A 22,379-nucleotide genomic window follows, 5' to 3' on the forward strand; every position below is an offset into this window, starting at 1 on the left:
ATCTATTATTTTGCTCGAAAGTAAAAGAGATCGCAGGTATTTATGTCAGCATCTAATTCGGATCGCTTATAAAGAAAGTATAAAATCCGAAAGAATGCGCACAGAGACAACTATAATGTAGACAAGGAGCGAGGGACACATGAAAGCGAACATATTACTTGTCGAAGATGATAGAGAAATCGCGAGAATTGTTGGAGATCATTTGCGCCGGGAAGGATTCAAAGTTACTTGGTCTTCCACAGGACTGGAGGGCTGGGAGGACTTTCGCAGCGGTTCGTATGACATGGCTATCGTTGACTTGATGTTGCCGGAGATGGATGGGTTCACATTATGTAAAAATATCCGGCTGTCGAGCGACGCTCCGCTTCTTATATTAAGTGCCCGGCTTGAGGATGAGGTAAAGGTGCAGGGCTTGAAGCTCGGAGCAGATGATTACGTAACAAAACCGTTCAGTCTGTCCGAACTTACGGCTAGAATTGATTCGCACCTGCGAAGATTCAAACGGTACGCGGATGGGTCTGAGGTCTCAACGAACAGATTGTCCTTCGAAGGCGGACTCGCCATTGATGAAGAGCAGCAACTCGCTAGCGTGGGAGGTCAGCCCATCGCCTTAACAGTCAAGGAATGGGCGCTTCTAGTACTTCTTGCTCATCATCCACAGCGCGCCTTTACGAAGAAGGAATTGTATGAATATGTATGGAAGCAGGCAGATGCGGAAGGCAACAATACCGTGTCCGTTCATATTAAGAGCCTGCGCACGAAGCTCGGGGATGACGTGCGCAATCCCACATATATACAGACGGTATGGGGAACGGGCTATCGATTCATTGGTGAGCGGTGCACATGAAAATTACTCATTGGCTGATGATCACCTGTCTTGTCGTTATGATTTTGCCGCTTGTGGCATTCGCTGCTTTATTTGGGCTGCTGCAGTCCTATGATGAGACGAAGGGACTAGCCGAATATATGGATGTGATGAAGCGCCTAAGTGAAGTAGAGCAGGTGATAGAATCACCTTCGCTGTATCACATCCAGCCGCAGGATAAGTTCCTAACGGTCAGTAGAGTCGCAAGCCACTCGCTTAAGATCACGCTGTATCGAGCAGATGGTGTTCAAGTATTCACTTCAATGGAGAACAGGCTGCTTCCTTCTATATACCGTGTTAATCCGGAGCAGTTGTACGAGAACCTGTACAAGCTGGAGCAAAGCCATGATACGTATATGGTGAAAAAGCCGGTGTTCGAGAAAGGAACCCTCATTGGGTTCTATGAAATCACGATGGTGCGCGAACAGTGGCTTAATGCCTTCCAGTACCGCACGTATACCGTCATCGGCTGTGCCGTGCTGTTCTTTATTGCCCTGTATGGCGGTGCGCTCGTGGTTATTCAGCGAAAGCTGAATCAGCCGATGAAGCAACTGATGCGGCAAATGACAGCCTTTGCCCGCAATGAACCGGTTCCCGATATGGGCCGCACTACAAAGGACGAAATGGGGGCCTTGATCGCACATTTTCACGGCATGAAGGAGCAGATTGAGCAGGCCAGAGGGCAAATTGCTGCGGAACAGCGGGAGCGGGACTATATGATCGCATCGTTGTCCCATGACTTGAAGACGCCGCTTACCTCGATTCGAGCGTATGCAGAATCGTTGCAGCAGGACAAGCAGGTAACGGAGGAAGAGAAGCGGGAATACTTCGACATTATGTTCGACAAAATCGGCTACATGCAACAGATGCTGGACGATTTGGCAACCTACACAGCGCTTCGTACTTCAGAGAGAGGAAATGAGCAGGAGCGTGTTTTCGTCGATGGAGAAGAACTGTTCGATATGCTGTTTTCGGGTTATGATGCGATATGCGCGCAGCGCAGCATTCATCTTGAAGTGAGCAATGAGGTGTCGGGTGTCTACCCGTTCCATGCGAAGCAGATGGTGCGGCTGACAGATAACCTGATGGGCAATGCCATACGTTATACACCGTGCGAACAGAGGATTTGGCTGGGGGCCTTTTCAGAGAATCAGGCATTGCCGGAATGGTTGTTCCCGGAATTTGCAGACAGTGTACAAGCTTGGCGAGGAAATTCATTAGTGCTGCTCGTTCAGAATGAAGGGGAGCCGATCGCGCCGCAGGATTTGGAGAAGCTGTTCCAGCCATTTTACCAGGCTGACAGGGCAAGGACAAAATCTCATACTGGGGGATCATCGGGGCTCGGACTTAGTATCGCAAGCATGATTGCAGAGCGGCATGGCGGGTGCATTGGCGTTTGGTCGGCCGCACCGCATGGCACGTTGTTAGCATGTCGATTTTCGTCCGAACGGGAATCAGAAATAGAGGAAGGATGAAGCAGATGTTCCGAATAACAGGAAGCTTATTGCTGGCAAGCAGCTTGATCTTTACCGGATGTGCCGATAGTGCGAAATGGAGCGGAGAGCAGCTCGTTAGCCAGGCGCTGGAAGCAGGAAAAAGAGAACTATCGTACTATGCGGAAGGGGTCATGGTCACGTACGAGAACGGGAAGGAAACAGAGCGTTATGCGATTAAGGAGTGGTCGGATGCAGAGACGAAGAAAAAACGAGAAGAAGTAATCAAGGATAACGAACGGGCTGTATCTGTGAGTGACGGCAAGCTGATTACGGTATGGGATGAGCATAATCAGCAGGCGTTCAAAATGGAAGTAGGCGACGGGATGCGGCCGATGTCACAGCGGGAGCAGTTGAAAAGTATGCTGGAGCATTTAAACAAATCATATCATATTGAATCGATGGGGAAAGAGAAAGTCGGCGAGCATCAAACGGTTCATATTAAGGCTGCATCCAAGAAGAAGGATGCCCTGCTGAAGCAAATGGAGTTATGGGTCGATCAGTCTTCTTGGATGGTGATAAAGAGCAAAATCGATAGCGGTGCGGTCAAATCCATGTTCGAATATACGAAGCTGGATATGGCGCCGAAGTTTACGGCAGGTACGTTCCAGTTGAGCATACCGAAAGACATTCCGGTACGTGATATTAATGAGCTGAATCCGGTGAAGCTGGTATCCTTGGAAGAAGCGAAGCAAGCGGCAGGAGCCCCATTTCTACAAATAAAAGATAAGGAATTTTCATTAAAGAAGACGGAGTTGACGCAGTTGGAGGGAGAAATGAAGCGCACGGAAATCTCCTTGGAGTATGATAAAAACAATGTGTCTTATATAAATGAAAGTCTGTTCAAAACGCCTGCCGACTCCAAAAGGGATCGAGGGACGGCAGTTGAGGTACGCGGTACGACGGGATGGTATTGGGATGAAATACACTCGCTAACTTGGGATGAAGGCGGCTTCCGATATACATTAATTCCTACAAATCCGGATGTGGGACAAGAAGAGTTGATCAAGATTGCAGAGGGTATGAGCAAATAAGTTTCCTGCTGGTGAAGGGGATGGATATGGATATGGATATGGACATCAAGCTACGGCACAGGCTGCATCCTGATTATAAGAAAGCATCTCGAATTGCAGGTGTAATTGCCCACGTCATACTGGCTGCGATTATTGCTGCATATGCCATAATTGCTTCTATACAGGGCTGGATATTGTATCCTGCATGGATTGCAGCAGGCTTATGGGGATTATCATTCGTTTGGTTCGTATGGATTGAGCCGTCATTAACCTATCGTTATTTTGCATTTGAAGTGTTTGAGGAAGAATTGCATATTCAGTCAGGGGTCATTTATTTGAAACATACGATTGTACCTATGAATCGGGTACAGCATGTGGAGACAGAACGCGGCCCACTACTCCGCAAGTTTGGACTGTCGCAGGTATCTGTTGTGACGGCAGCCACTACGCATCATATTCTTGCAGTGCAGGAGGAGGAGGCCCAGTGGTTGAAAGCAAGAATCGCACAGTTGGCGAAGGTGGATGACCATGAAGAATAAGGAGATGCGCCTTCATCCGCTGCACATGGGATTTTCGATTCTACAGGTAGCCAAGGCCATATGGCCTTTCCTCATTCTCTACGCATGGAAGGCTAAGGATCATTTGTGGATACAGATGCTTTTTGCTGCCATTGTTGTCTATGCGCTCATAGATGCGGTGCTGGATTGGAGAAGGTTTACCTTCCGCTTTGAGGAAGATAAGCTCGTCATCAATAAAGGAATTTTTGTTCGGGAAGAAAAAACGATTTTTTATCGGCGCATTCACTCGGTACGCTTGGAGCAGTCCTTCCTGCAGCGCTTAAGCCGTACGGCTCAACTAAAGATCGAAACACCTGGCGGAGAGGCGGATGGAGACGGCGTGCTGCCTACATTGTCGCTTGCACATGCTGAGGAGCTGCGTACAGTCTTGATGCTGCGCAAGCAAGGAACCGAGCATATCGGCCTGGAACGCGGCGATGTACCTACAACTATGACGATAGCGGAAGCCGTTGATTCGCAGTCTAGTAACAATGTCCGTGCGACAGCGGGCGTGGATCAGATGGATCAGGACAGGCAGACGAAGGGCACGGGCTTCTCGGCACGGGACATAAGGCTGGGGATAGGAACGTTATTCCTCTCTTCGGCGACAACGATCCATCTGGGCATGCTGCTTGCCTTCTATGTGGCGATTACGAATTTCGCAGATGATTTGTTGAAGTTGATTTTGCCCGAAGGACTTCTCAAAAAAATTATGGATCAGGTCATGTCCTTGCTTCCAAGTCACCTGACTTACATTGTGCTCGGAGTTGGGGGCTTTATCCTTGCCTGGTTCATCTCAACACTGCTTTTCGTTGCGAAATACTACCGCTTTACGGCAGTTGTACAGGGAGAGGAAATCGTCATTTCCTATGGGCTGTTCGAAAAAAAGGTGAACGCCTTTAAACCAGGACGTGTACAAGAGATTATCGTGAAAGAGGGCATGCTTCGGCAACTGCTCGGTTATGCGCAGGTGGAGGTAGGAGTTCTGTCAGCGGACAAGAAGGAATCGCTGTTGCTTCATCCGCTTGTGCGAGTTCGGGATATCCCGGACTTAGTAGCTCATTTTGTACCCCAAGTCAATATGGATCAGAATACAGTGCAGCATCGGCCTCCTGGACGGTCTTGGTGGTACTATGTTCGCATGGAACTGCTGCTCTTCTTCATTGCTTATGGCCTGCTCTATTGGTGGCAGGGGACGATGGCCCATTGGCTGTGGCTCTTGATGCCGATATTGCTTGGAATGGGGACACTGCGACTAAAGGACGCGGGAATGGGGATTCAGGACAAGCAGCTCATGATTCGTACTCGCGCGATCGCGAGAAAGTCGCATTACATGCTGAGACCGCATATCGTATCTATCTCGGCGAAGGACAATTATTTTCAGCGGCAGTGGTGCATCCGCTCTCTGCGTGTTACGATTATGAGCGGACATACCTATACCGCGAATTGTTTTTCAGAAAAGGACGTTGCGCGCGTATGGCTATGGTACAGCCGGAAAAAGGGTGAATAAAACAGGAGGAGCTGTCCTCCTGTTTTTTTGTGTGCACCAAATGGCTGTGGTACAGATGGACGGATCTTTACTAAAAAAGGGGTGACCAAAGTCCGAGAGAAATACATATTATTGGTAAAATGGTTACAAAAACGAAACCTTTTTGCTTTTGCAGCGTCTAATGATGACAAATGAAGTCGATTTACAAATTCTCCAAACGATCCATTTATCATATCGAGAAAGGAGGGGATAAATCGCTTTACAATAGGCTTTTTCACTACTTCAACGCTGCAATTAATCATGGAAAATCAGGGTCCTAGTTTTCAAAACGCGACTAAATAACCATGTTATTCCAGAAAAAAACTTGGTTAGATAGTAGATAAGGTTGCGGACAACACTCGCAGAGAGGGTGAACAGGCGAATATTCATGAACCGTAGACAAAAACGAAATCTAATAATAGGCATACTGATGCCGATTGTGATCATACTTGCAGGCGGATTGTATTGGATGCCGGAATTGCTGTCTTCCAAGCCTGTTGCCTATGCTGGTGAGGATGGCATCAAGCTGAAATTCAAGACGGAAGGCGACCGCATTCTGGAATACAAAGAAGGCGGCTTTGAGCCGATCTTTGCCAAGGGAGTCAACTTAGGCGCAACATTGCCAGGTTATTTCCCCGGGGAATTCCCGATTCAAGAGGAGGATTATCTGCGCTGGTTCCAACAGATACATGATATGGGCGCGAATGTGATTCGGGTATACACGGTGCATAATCCGGTATTTTACGAAGCGCTTGTAAAGTTTAACCGCGATAAGGCGGAGCGCCCGCTCTATTTTATTCAAGGCATATGGTCACCTGAAGAAGAGCTTATCGAATCTCAGGATGCTTATTTGCCGAACATCAAAGATAAGTTCAAGCGTGAAATCGAAAAGGTCGTTCGCGCCGTATACGGAGATGTCACGCTCCCCGACAATGCCGGGACAGCGAAGGGCAAGTACCGAACAAATGCAGGAGACTACTTGATGGCTTGGCATATCGGCACAGAGTGGGATCCTGTGATGGTTGATCAGACGAATAAGAAGCATAACAAAGTGGAGGCCTATACCGGCGCTCATTTTAGCGCCACAAGGCAAGCGAGTCCATTCGAGAGTTGGCTCGCCGAAATGCTTGATTACACTGCCGCGGTGGAGAACGAATATGGTTGGCATCATCCGATGACATTCACGAATTGGGTGACGACGGATGTGCTAAAGCATCCGGGAGAGCCCTTGTTTCAGGAAGATATGGTAAGTGTCGATGCAAGACATATTCAGCCGAAGGCTTGGAATGCGGGATATTTTGCTGCCTATCACGTCTATCCGTATTACCCGGACTTCTTCCACTTGGATGCTTCATTGCAGACGATACGCGATAAGCAGGGACAGTTCAATACGTATAAGGCTTATTTGCGCAAGCTGAAGGCGGAGTTCAAGGACTTGCCAGTCATGATAACGGAATATGGCGTACCGTCTTCGATTGGAATCTCCCATTTAGGCATGGGTGGGCGCAATCAAGGCGGCCATGATGAGCGGGAACAAGGGCGTATCGATGCTTCGCTCACGCAGGATATTTATGATGAGCATTATGCGGGAGCCATATTGTTCATGTGGCAGGACGAGTGGTTTAAGAAGACATGGAATACGATGAAAATCGAAGTTCCAGCCGATCGCAGGCCATACTGGCTCAACGTATTGACGAATGAGAAAATGTTCGGGCTACTAGGAATGTATCCGAGCAAGGAAGACGCCATTGTTATTGATGGCGACGCGAAGGATTGGGATGCAATTCCTGACGAAGAGAAGATGCTGCTGAAGCCAGATTTGCCGGGTGTCCAGGAGATGTGGGCGACCCATGACGAAGGCTATGTATATACGATGCTTAAGTTGGATAAGCCGTTCGATCCAGAGAAGCAGACCTTGTACATCGGAGCGCATACGCAGACTGGCGGCAATCGCGCGATGAAGGAGCTTCCTGGCTTGAAGCTGGATGAAGGGCTGGAAACGCTGACCGTTATCGGTAAAAATAGCGAGGTGCGCATCGCTTCAAATTATGACTTTAACAACCGTTTATATGGCCCTTCCGGCTATTGGATGGTTGAACCAAAGCCGGAGGAAATGAAGGATAACTCAGGACTGTTCAATCCATGGAAGCTGGCCGTCAGTTTGAAAATGGAGCCGCCGGATACGAGATCTGCCCATCCATTCCAGGATATCGTCGTAGGCAAGCTGATAAGAGGGACGAACGATCCGAACAGTAAGTCATACAATTCGTTAGCAACTTGGAATGCGAAGGATAACATCGTCGAAATTCGAATTCCGTGGATGCTGCTTGGCTTCGCCGACCCAAGTACGAAACAAGTGATTTCTTACGGGAAAGTAGAGCGTAAGCGCGATCTGTCAACGATACAGACAGAAGGCATTCGATTTTTGCCTTGGGTAGTCGACAAAGAAACGAAATCCATGGCTGGGGCACAGACACGTGCACTGAAGAACTATTCTTTACACAATATCCAAGTTTACACATGGAAACAGTGGGATAAAGTTGGTTACACTGAACGCTTGAAGCAAAGTTATTACGACATGAAGGAAATATTTCATCGTCTTCCATGACATAAGCGGCCATATGTAGGCTGCACACGATTTCCTAATGATGTTCTGAGTTCCATGCAGCTTGCAAGGCCAACAGGGAGCTTTAGGACTGTCATTTTTCGTGAAACAAAGGAGGCACACGTTACATGTATACCAAGTTGGACTTTGCTGTATCTTTCATCTACGTTTGCCTTGGCCTTATTAGTGTCGGCGTATTCATACTGCTCATCATGAAAGCTAGGAATATACGTCTGATGCAGCAACAGGACGCGATTATGAAGAAATTCAAACCCTATTTCATTTATTTGCAGCGCCATATTGGGGACGAAGGCTCCTTCCAGCCGCCGAAGGGGGCGGTAACTCAATTGGAGGCTAGGGTCATCCAGGACAAACTGATGGAATGGATAGAGAGATTCCGTGGAAAGCAGCGGGAAAAGCTGACGAGGCTGTGTGAGGATATGGGGCTCGTTCAAGCAGATTTGAAGAAACTGAACAGTATGTTCTACGCGAAGCAAATGCAAGCAGCCTTCCGCTTGGGAGGCATGAGATCGCCCCAAGCGGTACCACAGCTGCTGGAACTGCTAAGACAAGAGAAGGCGGCTGAACTGGTGCGTGTCATTGCCCGGGCGATAGCCAAATGTGCGGACGATGCAACTTCCTTGGAAGTGATGCTGCGTGAGCTTGCGGGTCGCGAGCAGCATAATGAGCTGTTTGCCGCTGAAATATTGGAGGAATCATCTATAGATGTTACTCCGCTTCTTGTCAAATGCTTAGGTGATAACAATAATTGTTTGGTCAAAACGGTTCTGCTTGCATTGCGCGGGCATGCGGGACCGGAGCTTTCACCGGCGCTGCTCAAGCTTGCGGACAACAAAGATAAGGATATTCGTTCCTTGGCAATTAAACTGCTCGTTCGTACTGGCAGCGTACTGACGAAAGATAGATTATGCAGTTGGTTCAAGGATCCGGAATGGGAGGTTCGGGCGGCGGTTGCGGAGTCGCTCGGTACATACCACCATGTTGTTAGTATTGTCATTCTGAAGGAAGCGTTGACCGACACCAACTGGTGGGTTCGTTACTACAGTTCGAAGAGCTTAGCTACGATGGGGGATGAGGGCTTCCGGGCATTGTGTGAGGCGGCGCTCGAAAAAGACGACCCTTACAAATCGGATATGGCCAAAGACCGCATCCACGAGGAGCTGCTGCGCGAGCACTATTTTGCCAAGCGACGCAAGCAGAAGGCGAGCCAAGCGACAAAGCGGATGCTGTATGAACAGTATTTCGGCAAGGCAGCGGCCGCACCGATATTCCGAAGTGTAGGAGGCGATTATTCTGCTTAGAGATTTGCTTCTCATATATGGTCTGTTCGCCATGTATTATGTCATCGTCGTTAATAGTATTTATTTCGGCATTATGCTGTTCTCTTTTAAAAATATATTCTCGATCGTTCGCAGGAAGCGATACGCACTAAGCGGAACGATAGCGGGATCGGAGCATGTTCCTCCTGTCTCGCTGCTCGTGCCTGCCTATAATGAAGAGCTGACTATTATTGAAAATGTGAAGTCGTTAATGACACTTAATTATCCGACATACGAGGTCATTGTCATTAATGACGGCTCCAATGATGAGACCTTGAACGTGCTGATTGAAGAGTTTGGCTTATATCGGATGGATAACCTGTCTATTCGGTACGCCGTGAACTGCACGAAGATTAACGCGGTTTATCATAATCCGGAATATCCGTTCCTGTACGTCATTGATAAGGCGAATGGGGGCAAAGCGGATTCCTTGAATGCAGGGATTAACTTCTCGCATTATCCGCTTATTTCTTCAATTGATGCGGATTCGCTGTTGGAGAAAGATTCTTTGATTCAAATGACGACCATGTATATGTCCGATCCGGAACAATATGTAGCGATTGGGGGCAATGTGCGCATTGCCAACGGATGCACGATCGAAAATGGAACGGTGAAGGAAGTTCGTTTGCCGAAGAAATGGTGGCCAATGTTTCAAACGCTGGAGTATTTGAAGGCGTTCCTTGGGGGGCGGATCGGCTGGAGTGCGCTCAATGGACTCATTATTGTATCGGGGGCATTCGGGCTGTTCCGCAAGGATTACGTAATCAAGGTTGGCGGGTACCGAGATGGGTATCCCGGCGAGGACATGAACATCATTATCAAGCTTCACCGCTATATGCTGGAAAATAAATTGCCTTATAAAATTGCCTTCTGTCCGGAGGCAGTCTGCTGGACCCAAGCGCCCGATACGTATCATATCCTATCAAACCAGCGGAAGCGTTGGGGTCGAGGCAATTTGAAGAACATGATCGAAAACTATGATATGACGTTCAGGCCGAAATATAAGGTATTTGGACTTCTGTCGATGCCATACACGATTATTTTTGAAGCGCTCAATCCTTATTTTAAAGTGACGGGATTGATGTCCCTGATCGGTTATGCGCTGTATGACATGACCCATTGGGAAATTGTCTTGATATTTATGCTAATAAACTTCTTATCAGGTTTACTGTTGGCTGTAGGCTCACTTCTGTTGGAGGAGATTGCGTTCAAGCGATATCCGCGCATCAGTGATCTCGTGCGTATGCTTGTGTTCAGCGTGCTGATGTTCTTCGGATACCGGCAGCTCGGCAGCCTGTGGCGCATTCAAGGACATATTCAATTTTTCCAGAAGAACAATTCTTGGGGCGCCATGACGCGCCAAAGCTGGAAGGAAGAAGGAGAACAAACGAAAACCGCCTAACAGGCGATGGGAAAGGTGGAAACGGCACATGCTGCAATTGGTGGAACGAAATGCGGAATTTGGATTTGTACCGACATTTAAGCAAACCGTAAATCATCTGGTGATGAGCTATCCCGGACATGACGTAGGCATTATTTTCATCCATGCGAATCCGCTCGGCAAGACGTGGGAGAAGGAGCTCCGCTCTGCGCTGGAGAGAGAGCAGATCCCATTCGAGCTAATGATTGCCGATGCCCAGCAAGTCATTGCTGTAATGCTGCCGCGCGCGACGCTGGATCAGACCCACTACTATGCGCTTGTACTGAAGAGCATGGTAGAAGAGCAATTGGCAGGAACGCCAATTGTATGTGCGGTTGCAGCAGTGGCGGATTCTCAGGAGGCAGAGGACATTATTCTTGGTCGCTGGAACGAGTGGCCGGCTACAGACTCCTCCCATATTCGGATTCTCCATGATCAACTTGAACTCGAAGCTGCGAAGCGGATTCTGGTCGTGGATCATGATGCTAGTGTAAGAGAGTTCTTGAATATATGGTTGACGATGCAGGGCTACGAGGTGCACGAGGCAGAAGATGCTTTGACGGCGCTGAATCTCATTGATGGAGGGCAATTCGACTTAATCTTAACGGAGTTGAATTTATATGGAATAAACGGTCTGCCGTTCATTTCGCACATTCAGAAGATGAATTTGGAGAAGCAGCCGAAGATCGTGATTTTGTCCGAACAGCGGGTAGGGAAGACGATTGATTACTGCTTCGAGCAGGGCGTCAGCGATTATATTACAAAACCATTTTCGCCGGTAGAACTTGATGAACGGCTTAGCCGCTGTTTGTCATAACTATATACAATTAACTAGTGGATGGAAGGGTGAACAACTGTGAACATGTATGCTGCAAATTTACAACACGCAATTGAACACAAAACTTCTGTAGTCGGAGTCATCGGGTTAGGCTATGTCGGCCTGCCACTTGCCATTGAAATGTGCAAGCAAGGCTTCCAGGTTGTCGGAATTGACGTTGATTCACGCAAGATTGAGAGTATCCATAACGGACATTCCTATATTAAGGATATAAGCGATGACACGTTGACACAGTGCATGAACACAGGTCGATTGTTCGTTACGAGCGAATTCAGTCATATTCAGTTGCTGAATGCAGTCAGTATTTGTGTGCCGACACCGCTTAGTGAGAATCAAGATCCGGACACCTCCTATATTACACGCGTTGTGGAACAAATTAAGAAATATATGCGGAAGGGCCTGCTGATCACACTGGAAAGTACAACGTATCCAGGCACGACAGAGGAGCTGATTCAACATGAAATCGAAGCCTCTTTAGGATACCGGACAGGAGAGGACTTCTTCCTCTGCTTCTCTCCGGAGCGTGTGGATCCGTCCAACCCGAAATTTAATACGTTTAACACGCCGAAGGTAATTGGCGGAACAACGCCAGTATGCCTCAAGCTGGGAACTGCACTGTATGGAAATATTGTGGAAAGTGTTGTACCCGTATCCTCAACGAAGGTGGCGGAAATGTCAAAGCTGTTGGAAAATACATTCCGCAGCGTAAATATTGCCTTCATTAACGAGATGGCGATGATGTGCGATCGGATGTGCATCGACATTTGGGAGGTGATCGACGCTGCAGCAACGAAGCCGTTCGGCTTTATGCCGTTCTATCCAGGACCGGGTATTGGAGGCCACTGCATTCCGCTTGATCCGATGTATTTATCCTGGAAGGCGAAGGGGTATCGTTTCTACAGCAAGTTTATCGATATCGCTCAGGCAACCAATGCCAATATGCCGTACCATGTGATGGAGAAAACATCGCGTATTTTGAATCAAAGCTCGAAGTCGATTAAAAATTCGAAAATTTTAATTTTGGGCATGGCCTATAAGCCGAATATTGACGATTTGCGCGAATCCCCGGGGCTTGAAATCTATGAGCTGTTTAAGGCGAGCGGCGCCAAGGTCGATTATTATGATCCGCATGCGACACACTTCAAGGACAAGGCCGGCAAGACGGTGAATACGATCGATTATGATTTGCCGACGTTCCAAACATATGACTGCATGGTGCTGATTACGAACCATCAATCGTTCGATTACAAACAGCTCGCGGATTTGAATATTCCGATTCTGGATACGCGCAATGCGTTCAAAGGTATTCAACGCCCGAACATTCATAAGCTTGGGCATACAGAGCAGGAGATTGTAAGAGAGCAGGAGATTGTTAGAGAAGTAGAAGAGGCAGCGGCTTTTGTCTAAAACAGACAAAAAATCGTTTCGCGCACAAGCAGAACGTAAGCTGAGTATTCCGCGCCAAGCGTTCCGTTCACGGAGGATGCTGATCGCACTGCTGCTATGCTGTTGTGTGGGAATACTAATCCTTTTAACGTTTCGATCCTCTGAAGCGGGGAAAACGAAGGCAACATGGCTTTGGGACACAGAGTGGATACGTGATTCAGGGGAGGAAATCGTCTCATTCTGCCGCTCGAATCATGTGAATCTGATCTATTTGCAAACTAGTTCCACTGTAGGCTCGGATACGTATCGTTCGTTCATTCGCAAGGCGCATGAAGCCGGAATTGACGTTCATGCATTGAACGGTGCGCCGGAATGGGCGAAGGAACGGCATGAAGAAGAAGGGGAATCTTTCATTCAGTGGGTAAATGATTACAACCGGCAGGTTGCGGCAGAGGAGCGTTTTGCCGGCATTCACCTGGACGTAGAGCCGTATTTGCTGCCAGAGTGGAAGCAAGATGAAGCACGTATCGTCCGAAGCTGGATCGACAACATGGAGACGTGGCTGCAGGAGGGGAGAAGGGCTGGTCTGTACATGGCCGCTGATGTACCTTTCTGGCTGCCTCGTGTGGACATGCCGACTGGGAACGGCAAGGTGAGCAGTTGGATGCTGGAGCAGTTCGACTCCTTGACGATTATGGCGTACCGGGACAACTCCGATTCAATCTATGATTCGGCCAAAAAGCTGCTCTCACAGGCGGACGAGCTTGGCAAGCCGATTATTATTGGTCTTGAACTGGGCAAGACCAATGAAGGAGGCTACTTGTCCTTCCACGGCAAGCCGCTGGACTATTTCGAGGAGCAACTGCGCGATGTGAAGGAACTGGGCGCAAGCCACTCCTCCTTCGCAGGAGCAGCGGTTCATCATTTGCGCGTGTGGTATGACCGAGTGAAGTAAAGAGCTGCTCGCGATTCAATAAACGGCAGTAAAACCTTCATATTATCGAAAACGTAACGAGCCTGTGGATCTGCATCCACAGGCTCGTACCGTCTCGTTACTGTGTAAGGTAAAAAGGTTGTAACGTCTACTTCACCATCGTCTCCATCGAACCGTGTATCGCGTGCTCCCCACCCACCAGATACACTGCGTTTTTGTCAGCATCCAATGCAGCTCTCAGCTTCGTTGCAACTACCTTTCCGTCCTTTTTGTCCGTATAGTCATTGTGGAAGCGGTACTCTTTCAGTCTGTTATCCCACTCCACTTCACATCCGCTAATATCGACACCCAGCACCTTTTGGGCCAGTGGAGCAATCACTTCTTTTGCAACTTTTGCCGTAATCTCCTTGTCGGTCGTTACCTTTTCCTTTAGACGCGATTTGTGAATGACTTCTATCGCCTTTCCTGACTTTGTGTCTATTTCAACGTAAATACCGTCACCTTGCAATACCCACTTCGGTATGGCCAGCACTTTTTTATAGTCATAATTACCATGTCTGAGTGTTGCCTCCGTCACTTCTTTCAATTCATGATTGAAGGCTGTTTTCACGATTTCTGCTGCTGCTTTTGTCCATTTTGGATCAAGTTTTTTGGCATCAACTGTAATCGAGTACCCATTGAGTTGATCATTTGCTTTAGATCCAGCACCTGGTTTATAGAGCGAGATATAAAAGTCTTCCTCTGTGAAAACATATCTCGTATCTACAAATTTAGCCTGCTTGTCATCATATCGTCGTTGCATTTCCACTTCATTACTCAACACATAGGTTTTGTTTGGATACAGCTCTTTTAATCTTTGAAGGACTTTATTCCGATCCTCCTTACTGACTTCATCGATCGAGATTTTTGCAAAACCCCACCATATTCCACCTGTTTTCGGATTAAAGTCAATTGAATATTTGTCATCCACAGATCGGATTGTTGCACTCCCACCCGAACCGGAGTAGCTCTCGCCAACATCCTGCATCTTGACCTCTTTGCCTGCCAATTCCTTCATTGCTTTTTTCAGCTTGTCGGCCATCTTCTTGTCGATTTGAACTTTCACCTTCTCCGGTTGCTTCTGTTCCTGTGCAGCCGCGGCTTCGACAGGAATCGATCCTCCCAATGCGGCTAGCATGCCGGATACGACCAATGTTGCGATGATAGCTTTTTTCATAAACATGATCATCCTCCTATGCATCTGTTTGTGTTTTTAATTCCCTGCGGCCGCTCTGCTCCCGGACTTTATATACACGACGTTTTTCTCGGCATCCAATGCCGCTCTCACCGCCGTAACATCATTTTTTTCGATGAAGCGGTAATCTTTAAATAAGCTGTCCCATTTCACTTCATATCCCGTAATGTCGATATTGAATAATTTCTTCGCGAGCGGGGCGACCGCTTCTTTGGCTTCTTTTTCTGTCATCTCTTTGTTCGTCGTGACCTGATTGCCTTGTTTATTGATCAGGCTGATTGCTTTCCCCTTCTCCATGTAAACCGTCACTTTGTCGTCCTCAAGCACCCACGTACGTTGCTCAATCTGCGCCTTCGTCACGTCGAATTGATGATCGAACGCCGTTTTGATCGCTTCCGTTGCCGATTTCAGCAAATTCAGATCAAGTTCTTTTTTGTCAATATCGATTCTCGCAACGGGGATGACATAACCTTCTGAAATATTAGCATTTACTGAAACAGTAAAATCCTTCCCGGAAAACTCATAAAACATATAATCTCCAAATTTGCCCTTGCTATTATCGTAGGATCGTGACTGTGTAACGTCTTTGTTAAATACGTATTTCTTCTTTGAATAGGCGTTCTTTAACTCTTTTAAAGCTTCGTCTTGAAATTTTTTGTCGACTTTGTCGATTGTCGTCTTGTTGGAAACAAACCATATATTTCCTCTTTTGGGATCAAAGCCAACACCGTAATTTCCATCTGCAGATTGAACCGTGACCAAACTCTCATTGTTATTGATATGTTCACCGGTATCCTTAAGCTTAACCTCTTTCCCCGCATATTGATTTACCGCTTTTTGCAGCTTGGGAGCCAACTTCTTATCGATGGGAACCTTCTTATTATCGGATTGCTGCTCTTGCTGATTCTCTTGCGCTGCCTCCGCTCCGGCAGGAATTGGGCCGGCCAATGTGGCCAACATACTAGAAACGATCAGGGATGCTAGAATGACTTTCTTTAAATTCATACAAAATCCTCCTATGTTTCATATTCTCATTGTGTACCACTGGTGTATCACCTACTATCGCCTACAATATATAACAATATCAATCCGCTCATTTGTGACATCATCACTATTATTTAGTCTTAGAAGGTGTTGTGCTGCGGACTGTTCCGATATTCTAGTTCTAACTTTTGTCTTGCCTCATCAGCAGTCTAAATATATCCTTTTTGGAGGGGGCTTTCGAAATAATAAACCCCCGGAATTAAGACTGACTTTATCTCCGTCTTCTCTGGGGGATGTAGTGCATATTAGGTTGTGCAATCACTTTTATTTTCAAACTTTACAGGCAAAGGAGCGGATAACATGGGATTTCAAACAGAGTTCAATTCGGTATGCAAATTTAAGACAGAGCAGGAGCTAAATGAGCTGCTGGAGTACGGGCGAGGCAAAATGACGAAGCAGGGCTTTCGAGTGTTTCCGACAGGACAGAAGGTCATTGCGTACACGCCGGATAATGTGGCCGTAGCTATCGTGAAGATTGTTGCTTCGATCGCGGAAATCAATTTCCAAGGGGATGAAGTGACCAAGGTTGAAATGGAGTTAGTCCGCAAGCTGAACGAGGAAGAATCACGCGTTCAGACAGCGTTGGCAGATGAAATGTTCTTCGGAAATCCGGACCGCAAATAAATAAGTCAGTAGAAGCCCTGATTACCATGAGGTATTGGGGCTTTTTGCATCTTCGCTGCATGCGGTGATGGACGTTTATATACACATTTATATAGGTAGTTAAAGTTGAATGAACTGAATAAATTCTATGGAGATGGAGCTTGGGGGATGGTTAATCAGGCATTTTGCGTAAAAAAGAGCATTCCGATCGTCTTAAGCAATCGGAATGCCCTGCTTACAGCTTTTATGTTAAGCTTGCAGCGCTTGCTTGAATTGCTCGGTTAGAAGCGGCACGATTTCGAACAGGTCGCCTACGATGCCGTAATCGGCAATCTGGAAGATAGGCGCTTCTGGATCCTTGTTGATCGCGATAATGACGCGTGATTGGCTCATTCCCGCCAAATGCTGAATGGCACCGCTAATGCCGCAGGCGATGTACAGCTCTGGCGTGACGACCTTGCCCGTCTGTCCGATTTGCAAGGCGTAGTCGCAATAACCTGCATCGCATGCTCCGCGGGAAGCGCCAACAGCACCGCCCAGTAGAGAGGCCAGCTCCTCAAGCGGCTTGAAGCCATCGGCGCTGCGAACGCCCCGTCCGCCGGAAATAATGATTTTCGCTTCGCTCAAATCCATTTTCCCGACCGTATTTTGCACGACCTCGCGAACAATGGCCGTAAGCGGCGGTTCCGGGTAAGCAATAGCTGTTACAGGCACGGTGCGGCCAGCTTCTGCTGCTGGAGGCTGAATGTTGTTTGGTCGAATGGTAACTATCCACGGTGCGGCTAGGAACTTCTTCTTTTCCATGGCTTTGCCTGCATAGATCGGACGCGTAAATAATACGTTGCCGCTACTGTCTGCTTCGATTGCGATTACATCGGAAATCTGCCCGCCATGCAGGGAAGCTGCCAACTGCGGTGCCAGATCCTTGCCCCATGCGGTGTGGCCGAAAAACACGCCGTCCGGGTTCGCTGCCTGCACAACAGCCTGCAGCGCAGCAAAATAAGCTTCCGGATGATAATGAATGAGTGCGGTATGCTCAACAGTATAAATATGATCAACGCCGTAGGCTGCCAAGTCGTTGGAATAGCGGGCTGCATCTGCGCCGATGATCACAGCGGCTACAGAGCCCCCATCGCCTGCAGCTATACGGGCCGCCCCAATCGCTTCGTAGGACACTTGGCGAAGATTGCCGCCCTTCGCTTCGGCTACGACAAGAATCGTTCTGGACATATCAATACGCCTCCTTGGAATATGAACTTACCGGATTCGTTGCATTCGATGCAGAACTATATGACCTTAGCTTCCGTTCGAAGCAGTCGGAACAGCTCCCGGACTTGATCCGCCGGCTCTCCGGAAATCAGCTTGCCTGCTTGACGCTGCGGAGGAAGGAATAGCTCTGTTTGGGCTGTGCGAGCTTCGACTTTTACGCCGAAGTCATCGAGCGTGAGCTCACGGAAAGGCTTCTTCTTCGCCTTCATAATGCCCTGAAGCGAAGGATAGCGCGGATCATTCAGCCCTTGTTGAGCGGTGAACAGCGCCGGGAGCGGCACCTCTACCACCTCTGCATCCCCTTCAGCGTCCCGAGTGCAGACAGCACGGCCATCTGCGATCTCCAGATTCGTAATCGACGATACATGCGGAATGCCGAGCAGCTTCGCAAGTCTGACGGCCACTTGGCCGGAACCGTTGTCCACGGAAAAGTTGCCGCCAAGAACGAGATCGTAGGATTCCGTTCCGACAAATGCGTGCAGAGCTTGCGCTACGGCATGCTCATCGCTGCCGATTCGCTCGTCGTTGATCAGTATGGCTTCGTCAGCGCCCATGGCGAGTGCCGTGCGTAGCGCCTCGGAAGCACGCTCCGGGCCTACAGAGGCGACAATAACCTTGCCTCCAAGGTCATCGCGAATGCGGATCGCTTGCTCGACCGCATACTCATCATAGGGATTGAGGACGAATTTGACTCCGTCTTCTGCGATCTTGCCTTCTTCGATGATGATTTTTTCCTCCGTATCGAATGTCTGCTTGACTAATACGATGATATTCATCGTTCATTGCCCCTTTCGCTTTATTTGGCTTGTAATCTAAAGCGGACTTGTTGAACAAGTGGACTGCCATGCAGGAAATTTGGAAGAACTGCAGCTCTAGAAGGGGAATTGACAACATCGATGTCCATTTCCTTTATGGCGATCAAACGATAAGGAAACCAAGACGAGGCTTGGCAGAACAAAAGTCTAACCTAAGACAGGCTGCGCAATCGGAAAATCAAGGGGAGAGAGCTAAGGCTCAAGCCCCTTTAGAAAAAATGTTATTGTGCCATCAAGCTGCCCGACCAGGGAATACTTCTGTCCAGAAATGAGCCATGACGTCACAACTTCATCCATGGAACCGAAAATAAGCAGGCGGGTAAGCTTGACGTCAAGATCGTCGCGAAACACTTTTTCTTCAATGCCCTGCTTTATAATACGCTCAATAAGTACAATATAGGGCTTAATAATTTTTCCGATTTCCTTCCGCAGCTCAAGAGAACTTTGTCTCAGCTCGATTTGCGTGACGAACGCTAAATCCGGATTGTTTTCCAGCACGGTAAAATGGATTTGGCATACATTGCGCAGCGCATCCTTGGCTCCGGTCGTGGTTTCGAGGCTTGCGTGAAATTTGGCGATCATCTCTCCAAGCTTCTCGCGAAACAACGAAATCAGAATATCCTCCTTTCGTTTGAAATACAGGTAGATCGTACCATCAGCGACCCCAGCTGTTTTCGCAATTTTAGAAACTTGTGATCGGTGAAACCCGTGTTCTGCAAATACTTTGACCGCTGCCTCGAGGATTTGGGAATATTTTTCTTTTTTCTGACTTGTCATGGAATCACCTCGGTGCTAGAATATGGAATACAAATGAATGAATGCTCATTCAGTTTCTGCTGCTATCATAAAATAGAACTGAGATCATTGTCAATCATTGGATATCGATCTGGGTTTAGGCAGTAGATGAGCACATGATTAGCACATGATTAGCACATGATGCTAATGGGATGTAAACGCTTCCTATGGGTAGTTCATTCATTTTCAATACTGAGAAAGGGGATGGTTCCGATGCCGGGAGCGATCGTGCAGCTCGTCCTGTTTTTGGCCGTCACGGGACTCGGCGTGTATTGGTTTGCCAAAGCGGTCTATCACCGATTCATGTATGTCAAGCTTGGGCAGCCGGTGAATTGGAGCGGACGTGTGAAGCACAATTTGCATGCATTTGCCGCTCAAGTGTTCGGGCAAACGAAGCTGCTGAAGGATAAGAAAAGCGGTCTGATGCATATTGTCATCTTCTATGGATTTATCATTTTGCAAGTCGGCGCGCTGGATATTATTTATAAAGGACTGTCGGGCAAGCCGCTGCCTATTCCCGGGTATGAGGCATTCGAGCTTCTGCAAGAAGCAACCGTGACCTTGGTGCTCATCGCCATGGGCTATGCCGCCTATCGCAGATACGGCGAGAAGCTGGGGAGGCTGAAGCGTGGATGGAAGCCGTCTATTGTCGTCTTCTTCATTTACTCTCTAATGCTGTCTGTCTTATTGACGATGGGATTCCATCGATTAGCCGAAGGAGAAGGCGCATCGGGATACGCGCCAATTTCTTCTCTTATTGCAGGGGCATTTACCGGCATCTCTCACGGAGTGGCCGAGGCGCTCTATATGACATTCTGGTGGGCGCACTTGGTGATTCTGCTTGCATTTCTTGTTTACGTACCGCAGAGCAAGCATTTCCATCTGCTGTCGGCGCCGGTCAATCTACTGCTTCGGCGCACAGAGCCGGTCGGACGTTTGAGCAAGCTTGACTTGGAAAATGAGGAAGCGGAATCGTTCGGTGTGGGCAAAGTGGAGGAGTTCACTCAGAAGCAGCTGATGGATCTGTACGCATGCGTAGAGTGCGGCCGCTGCACGAATGTATGTCCGGCTGCCGGCACAGGGAAATGGCTGTCGCCCATGCACATGATCGTCAAGCTGCGCGATCACCTGACAGAGAAAGGGGCGGCCGTTACATCACGATCGCCGTGGGCCCCTGCTTTTGCATTCAAGTCATCGGGCACGCACAGAATGAATCCTGAGGGAGCGGAGCTTGGGAAGTGGCAGGGACAGGGAATGACCGACATTGCTTCGACAATGCAGGCACAGGCTGCCACTTGGCAAATCGCACAGCATCCGCCGGAAGAATTAGAGCTTATTGGCGACGTCATGTCCGAAGCTGAAATATGGGCATGCACGACTTGCCGCAACTGTGAGGATCAATGTCCGGTCGGCAATGAGCATGTCGACAAGATCGTAGATATGCGCCGTTATCTGGTGCTAACGCAAGGCAGCATGCCGCATGACGGACAGCGGGCGCTGCAGAACATTGAGCGTCAAAGCAATCCGTGGGGCATCAGCCGCAGTGATCGGGTGAAATGGGTAAAGGAAGTCGATCCTGAGGGAGTGCTGCATGTACCGACAGTGAAGGAGAATCCAGAGTTCGATATTCTGCTGTTCGTCGGTTCCATGGGCTCTTATGATAATCGCAGCCGGAAGGTGACGAGGGCGCTTGTGCGCCTAATGAATGAAGCTGGCGTGAACTTTGCCATACTCGGCAATGAGGAAAAGAATTCGGGCGATACTCCGCGGCGCATGGGCAATGAGTTTTTGTTCCAGCAGCTATGCGAAGAAAACATCGCCACATTCCAAAAATATAAGGTACGCAGAATTGTTACGGCCTGTCCTCATACGTACAACACGTTAAAAAATGAGTATCCCGAGTTCGGGCTGGAAGCCGAAGTTCTCCACCACAGTGAGTTGCTTGACGAGTTGATACGTTCGGGAAGTCTTGTGCCGCAGCACGAAGTGGACGAACGAATTACGTATCACGACTCCTGCTATCTTGGGCGCTATAACGGCGTTTACGAGCAGCCGCGCAATATACTGCGGGCGATCCGAGGCGTTACCCTGCTTGAGATAGAGCGAAGCCGCGAGAACGGCATGTGCTGTGGAGCCGGCGGCGGCATGATGTGGATGGAAGAGACCGCAGGTAAGCGCGTCAATCTAGCGCGCACCGAACAGGCACTGGCCACGAAGCCGACCGTTATATCATCGGCATGCCCGTATTGTCTCACGATGATGGAGGATGGCACCAAGCTGCTTGAGGCCGATGAATCCGTTCAGACGCGCGACATCGCTGAAATCCTTGAACTAGCCGTATTCGGTTCGGTTAAGACGGATGACAGACAGCCGATATCAGTATAATCAGACAACCTGTAATAAAGACATCAAAGTAGCAGCTTCACATTTTTTGAACAGGGGTCAAAATATCATTAATTTCACCATCAATGAACTACTCCATAAACCTTTCTTCTATGAATCTGCAACCACAACGACAAGCAAAGTTCAGATAAGTGCCTGTCTTAGAGCAGTGACCTGAACTGAAGCATTGCACATCTCAGAAGTACACCATTCAAGCAGTACACACCTCACGAAGTACACACACCTACAAGCCCTGAA

The 22,379-nt window shown here is 48.4% G+C and carries 18 protein-coding genes; 13 read left to right on the plus strand and 5 right to left on the minus strand.

All coding sequences use genetic code 11. The features are described 5' to 3' along the window. The first annotated feature begins 139 nt into the window (after nt 1-139). The 11 genes from NO352_RS24435 (at nt 140) to NO352_RS24485 (ending at nt 14,000) form a co-directional block, all read left to right on the plus strand. Nucleotides 140-847 (plus strand): response regulator transcription factor, encoded by a 708-nt coding sequence (locus NO352_RS24435; RefSeq protein ID WP_289356973.1) that lies wholly within the window; start codon nt 140-142, stop codon nt 845-847. After that, nucleotides 844-2,340: a HAMP domain-containing sensor histidine kinase gene (locus NO352_RS24440; protein ID WP_268598949.1), complete on the plus strand. Its 1,497-nt coding sequence runs from the start codon at nt 844-846 to the stop codon at nt 2,338-2,340. Before NO352_RS24435 ends, NO352_RS24440 begins: the two co-directional genes overlap by 4 nt. Before the next feature lie 5 nt (nt 2,341-2,345). Continuing rightward, nucleotides 2,346-3,392, plus strand: coding sequence for a LolA family protein (locus NO352_RS24445; RefSeq protein ID WP_262866377.1), 1,047 nt, complete (start codon nt 2,346-2,348; stop codon nt 3,390-3,392). Nucleotides 3,393-3,424: 32 nt separating this feature from the next. Beyond that, nucleotides 3,425-3,910: a PH domain-containing protein gene (locus tag NO352_RS24450; RefSeq protein ID WP_040735244.1), complete on the plus strand. Its 486-nt coding sequence runs from the start codon at nt 3,425-3,427 to the stop codon at nt 3,908-3,910. Then, the gene (locus NO352_RS24455; protein WP_289356974.1) at nt 3,900-5,438 is read left to right on the plus strand and encodes a PH domain-containing protein; all 1,539 of its coding nucleotides are present in this window, start codon (nt 3,900-3,902) and stop codon (nt 5,436-5,438) included. The genes NO352_RS24450 and NO352_RS24455 overlap by 11 nt, the downstream gene beginning before the upstream one ends. A gap of 406 nt (nt 5,439-5,844) precedes the next feature. Further along, nucleotides 5,845-8,064 (plus strand): hypothetical protein, encoded by a 2,220-nt coding sequence (locus NO352_RS24460; RefSeq protein WP_289356975.1) that lies wholly within the window; start codon nt 5,845-5,847, stop codon nt 8,062-8,064. Nucleotides 8,065-8,189: 125 nt separating this feature from the next. Further along, on the plus strand, nt 8,190-9,383 hold the full coding sequence (locus NO352_RS24465) for a HEAT repeat domain-containing protein (RefSeq protein ID WP_005543288.1): 1,194 nt from the start codon (nt 8,190-8,192) through the stop codon (nt 9,381-9,383). Between the two features lie 31 nt (nt 9,384-9,414). Further along, nucleotides 9,415-10,803 carry a glycosyltransferase family 2 protein gene (locus NO352_RS24470; RefSeq protein ID WP_268621290.1) on the plus strand — a complete coding sequence of 463 codons (1,389 nt, stop codon included), beginning with the start codon at nt 9,415-9,417 and terminating at the stop codon, nt 10,801-10,803. 28 nt (nt 10,804-10,831) lie between these two features. Continuing rightward, nucleotides 10,832-11,638, plus strand: a complete 807-nt coding sequence (locus tag NO352_RS24475; RefSeq protein WP_268598947.1) for a response regulator — start codon at nt 10,832-10,834, stop codon at nt 11,636-11,638. 39 nt (nt 11,639-11,677) lie between these two features. Beyond that, entirely contained in the window at nt 11,678-13,066 is a 1,389-nt protein-coding gene (locus NO352_RS24480) for a nucleotide sugar dehydrogenase (RefSeq protein ID WP_412071047.1), read from the plus strand. Continuing rightward, entirely contained in the window at nt 13,059-14,000 is a 942-nt protein-coding gene (locus NO352_RS24485; RefSeq protein ID WP_289356976.1) for an SGNH/GDSL hydrolase family protein, read from the plus strand. The genes NO352_RS24480 and NO352_RS24485 overlap by 8 nt, the downstream gene beginning before the upstream one ends. A gap of 127 nt (nt 14,001-14,127) precedes the next feature. Here NO352_RS24485 and NO352_RS24490 read toward each other — a convergent pair whose 3' ends face one another. Continuing rightward, on the minus strand, nt 14,128-15,201 hold the full coding sequence (locus NO352_RS24490; protein WP_289356977.1) for a hypothetical protein: 1,074 nt from the start codon (nt 15,199-15,201) through the stop codon (nt 14,128-14,130). Nucleotides 15,202-15,231: 30 nt separating this feature from the next. Next, nucleotides 15,232-16,218: a hypothetical protein gene (locus NO352_RS24495; protein WP_289356978.1), complete on the minus strand. Its 987-nt coding sequence runs from the start codon at nt 16,216-16,218 to the stop codon at nt 15,232-15,234. Between the two features lie 339 nt (nt 16,219-16,557). Here NO352_RS24495 and NO352_RS24500 point away from each other — a divergent pair, with 339 nt between their 5' ends. Continuing rightward, nucleotides 16,558-16,881: a hypothetical protein gene (locus tag NO352_RS24500; RefSeq protein ID WP_289356979.1), complete on the plus strand. Its 324-nt coding sequence runs from the start codon at nt 16,558-16,560 to the stop codon at nt 16,879-16,881. A gap of 228 nt (nt 16,882-17,109) precedes the next feature. Here the strand turns inward: NO352_RS24500 and NO352_RS24505 are convergent, their stop codons facing one another. The 3 genes from NO352_RS24505 to NO352_RS24515 all read right to left on the minus strand — a co-directional run bounded on the left by NO352_RS24505 (nt 17,110) and on the right by NO352_RS24515 (nt 19,721). After that, on the minus strand, nt 17,110-18,090 hold the full coding sequence (locus NO352_RS24505) for an electron transfer flavoprotein subunit alpha/FixB family protein (RefSeq protein WP_005543279.1): 981 nt from the start codon (nt 18,088-18,090) through the stop codon (nt 17,110-17,112). Nucleotides 18,091-18,146: 56 nt separating this feature from the next. Beyond that, a complete protein-coding gene (locus NO352_RS24510; protein ID WP_289356980.1) occupies nt 18,147-18,905 on the minus strand; it encodes an electron transfer flavoprotein subunit beta/FixA family protein in 759 nt (252 codons plus the stop codon). A gap of 231 nt (nt 18,906-19,136) precedes the next feature. After that, nucleotides 19,137-19,721, minus strand: a complete 585-nt coding sequence (locus NO352_RS24515) for a fatty acid metabolism transcriptional regulator FadR (RefSeq protein ID WP_163974339.1) — start codon at nt 19,719-19,721, stop codon at nt 19,137-19,139. Between the two features lie 231 nt (nt 19,722-19,952). On the opposite strand from NO352_RS24515, the gene NO352_RS24520 reads away from it, so the two are divergent. Continuing rightward, nucleotides 19,953-22,124: a (Fe-S)-binding protein gene (locus NO352_RS24520; RefSeq protein ID WP_289356981.1), complete on the plus strand. Its 2,172-nt coding sequence runs from the start codon at nt 19,953-19,955 to the stop codon at nt 22,122-22,124. The last annotated feature ends 255 nt before the right edge of the window (nt 22,125-22,379 follow it).

This window comes from Paenibacillus sp. S-12 (genome assembly GCF_030363895.1).
In the GTDB taxonomy this organism is placed as follows: domain Bacteria; phylum Bacillota; class Bacilli; order Paenibacillales; family Paenibacillaceae; genus Paenibacillus_B; species Paenibacillus_B alvei.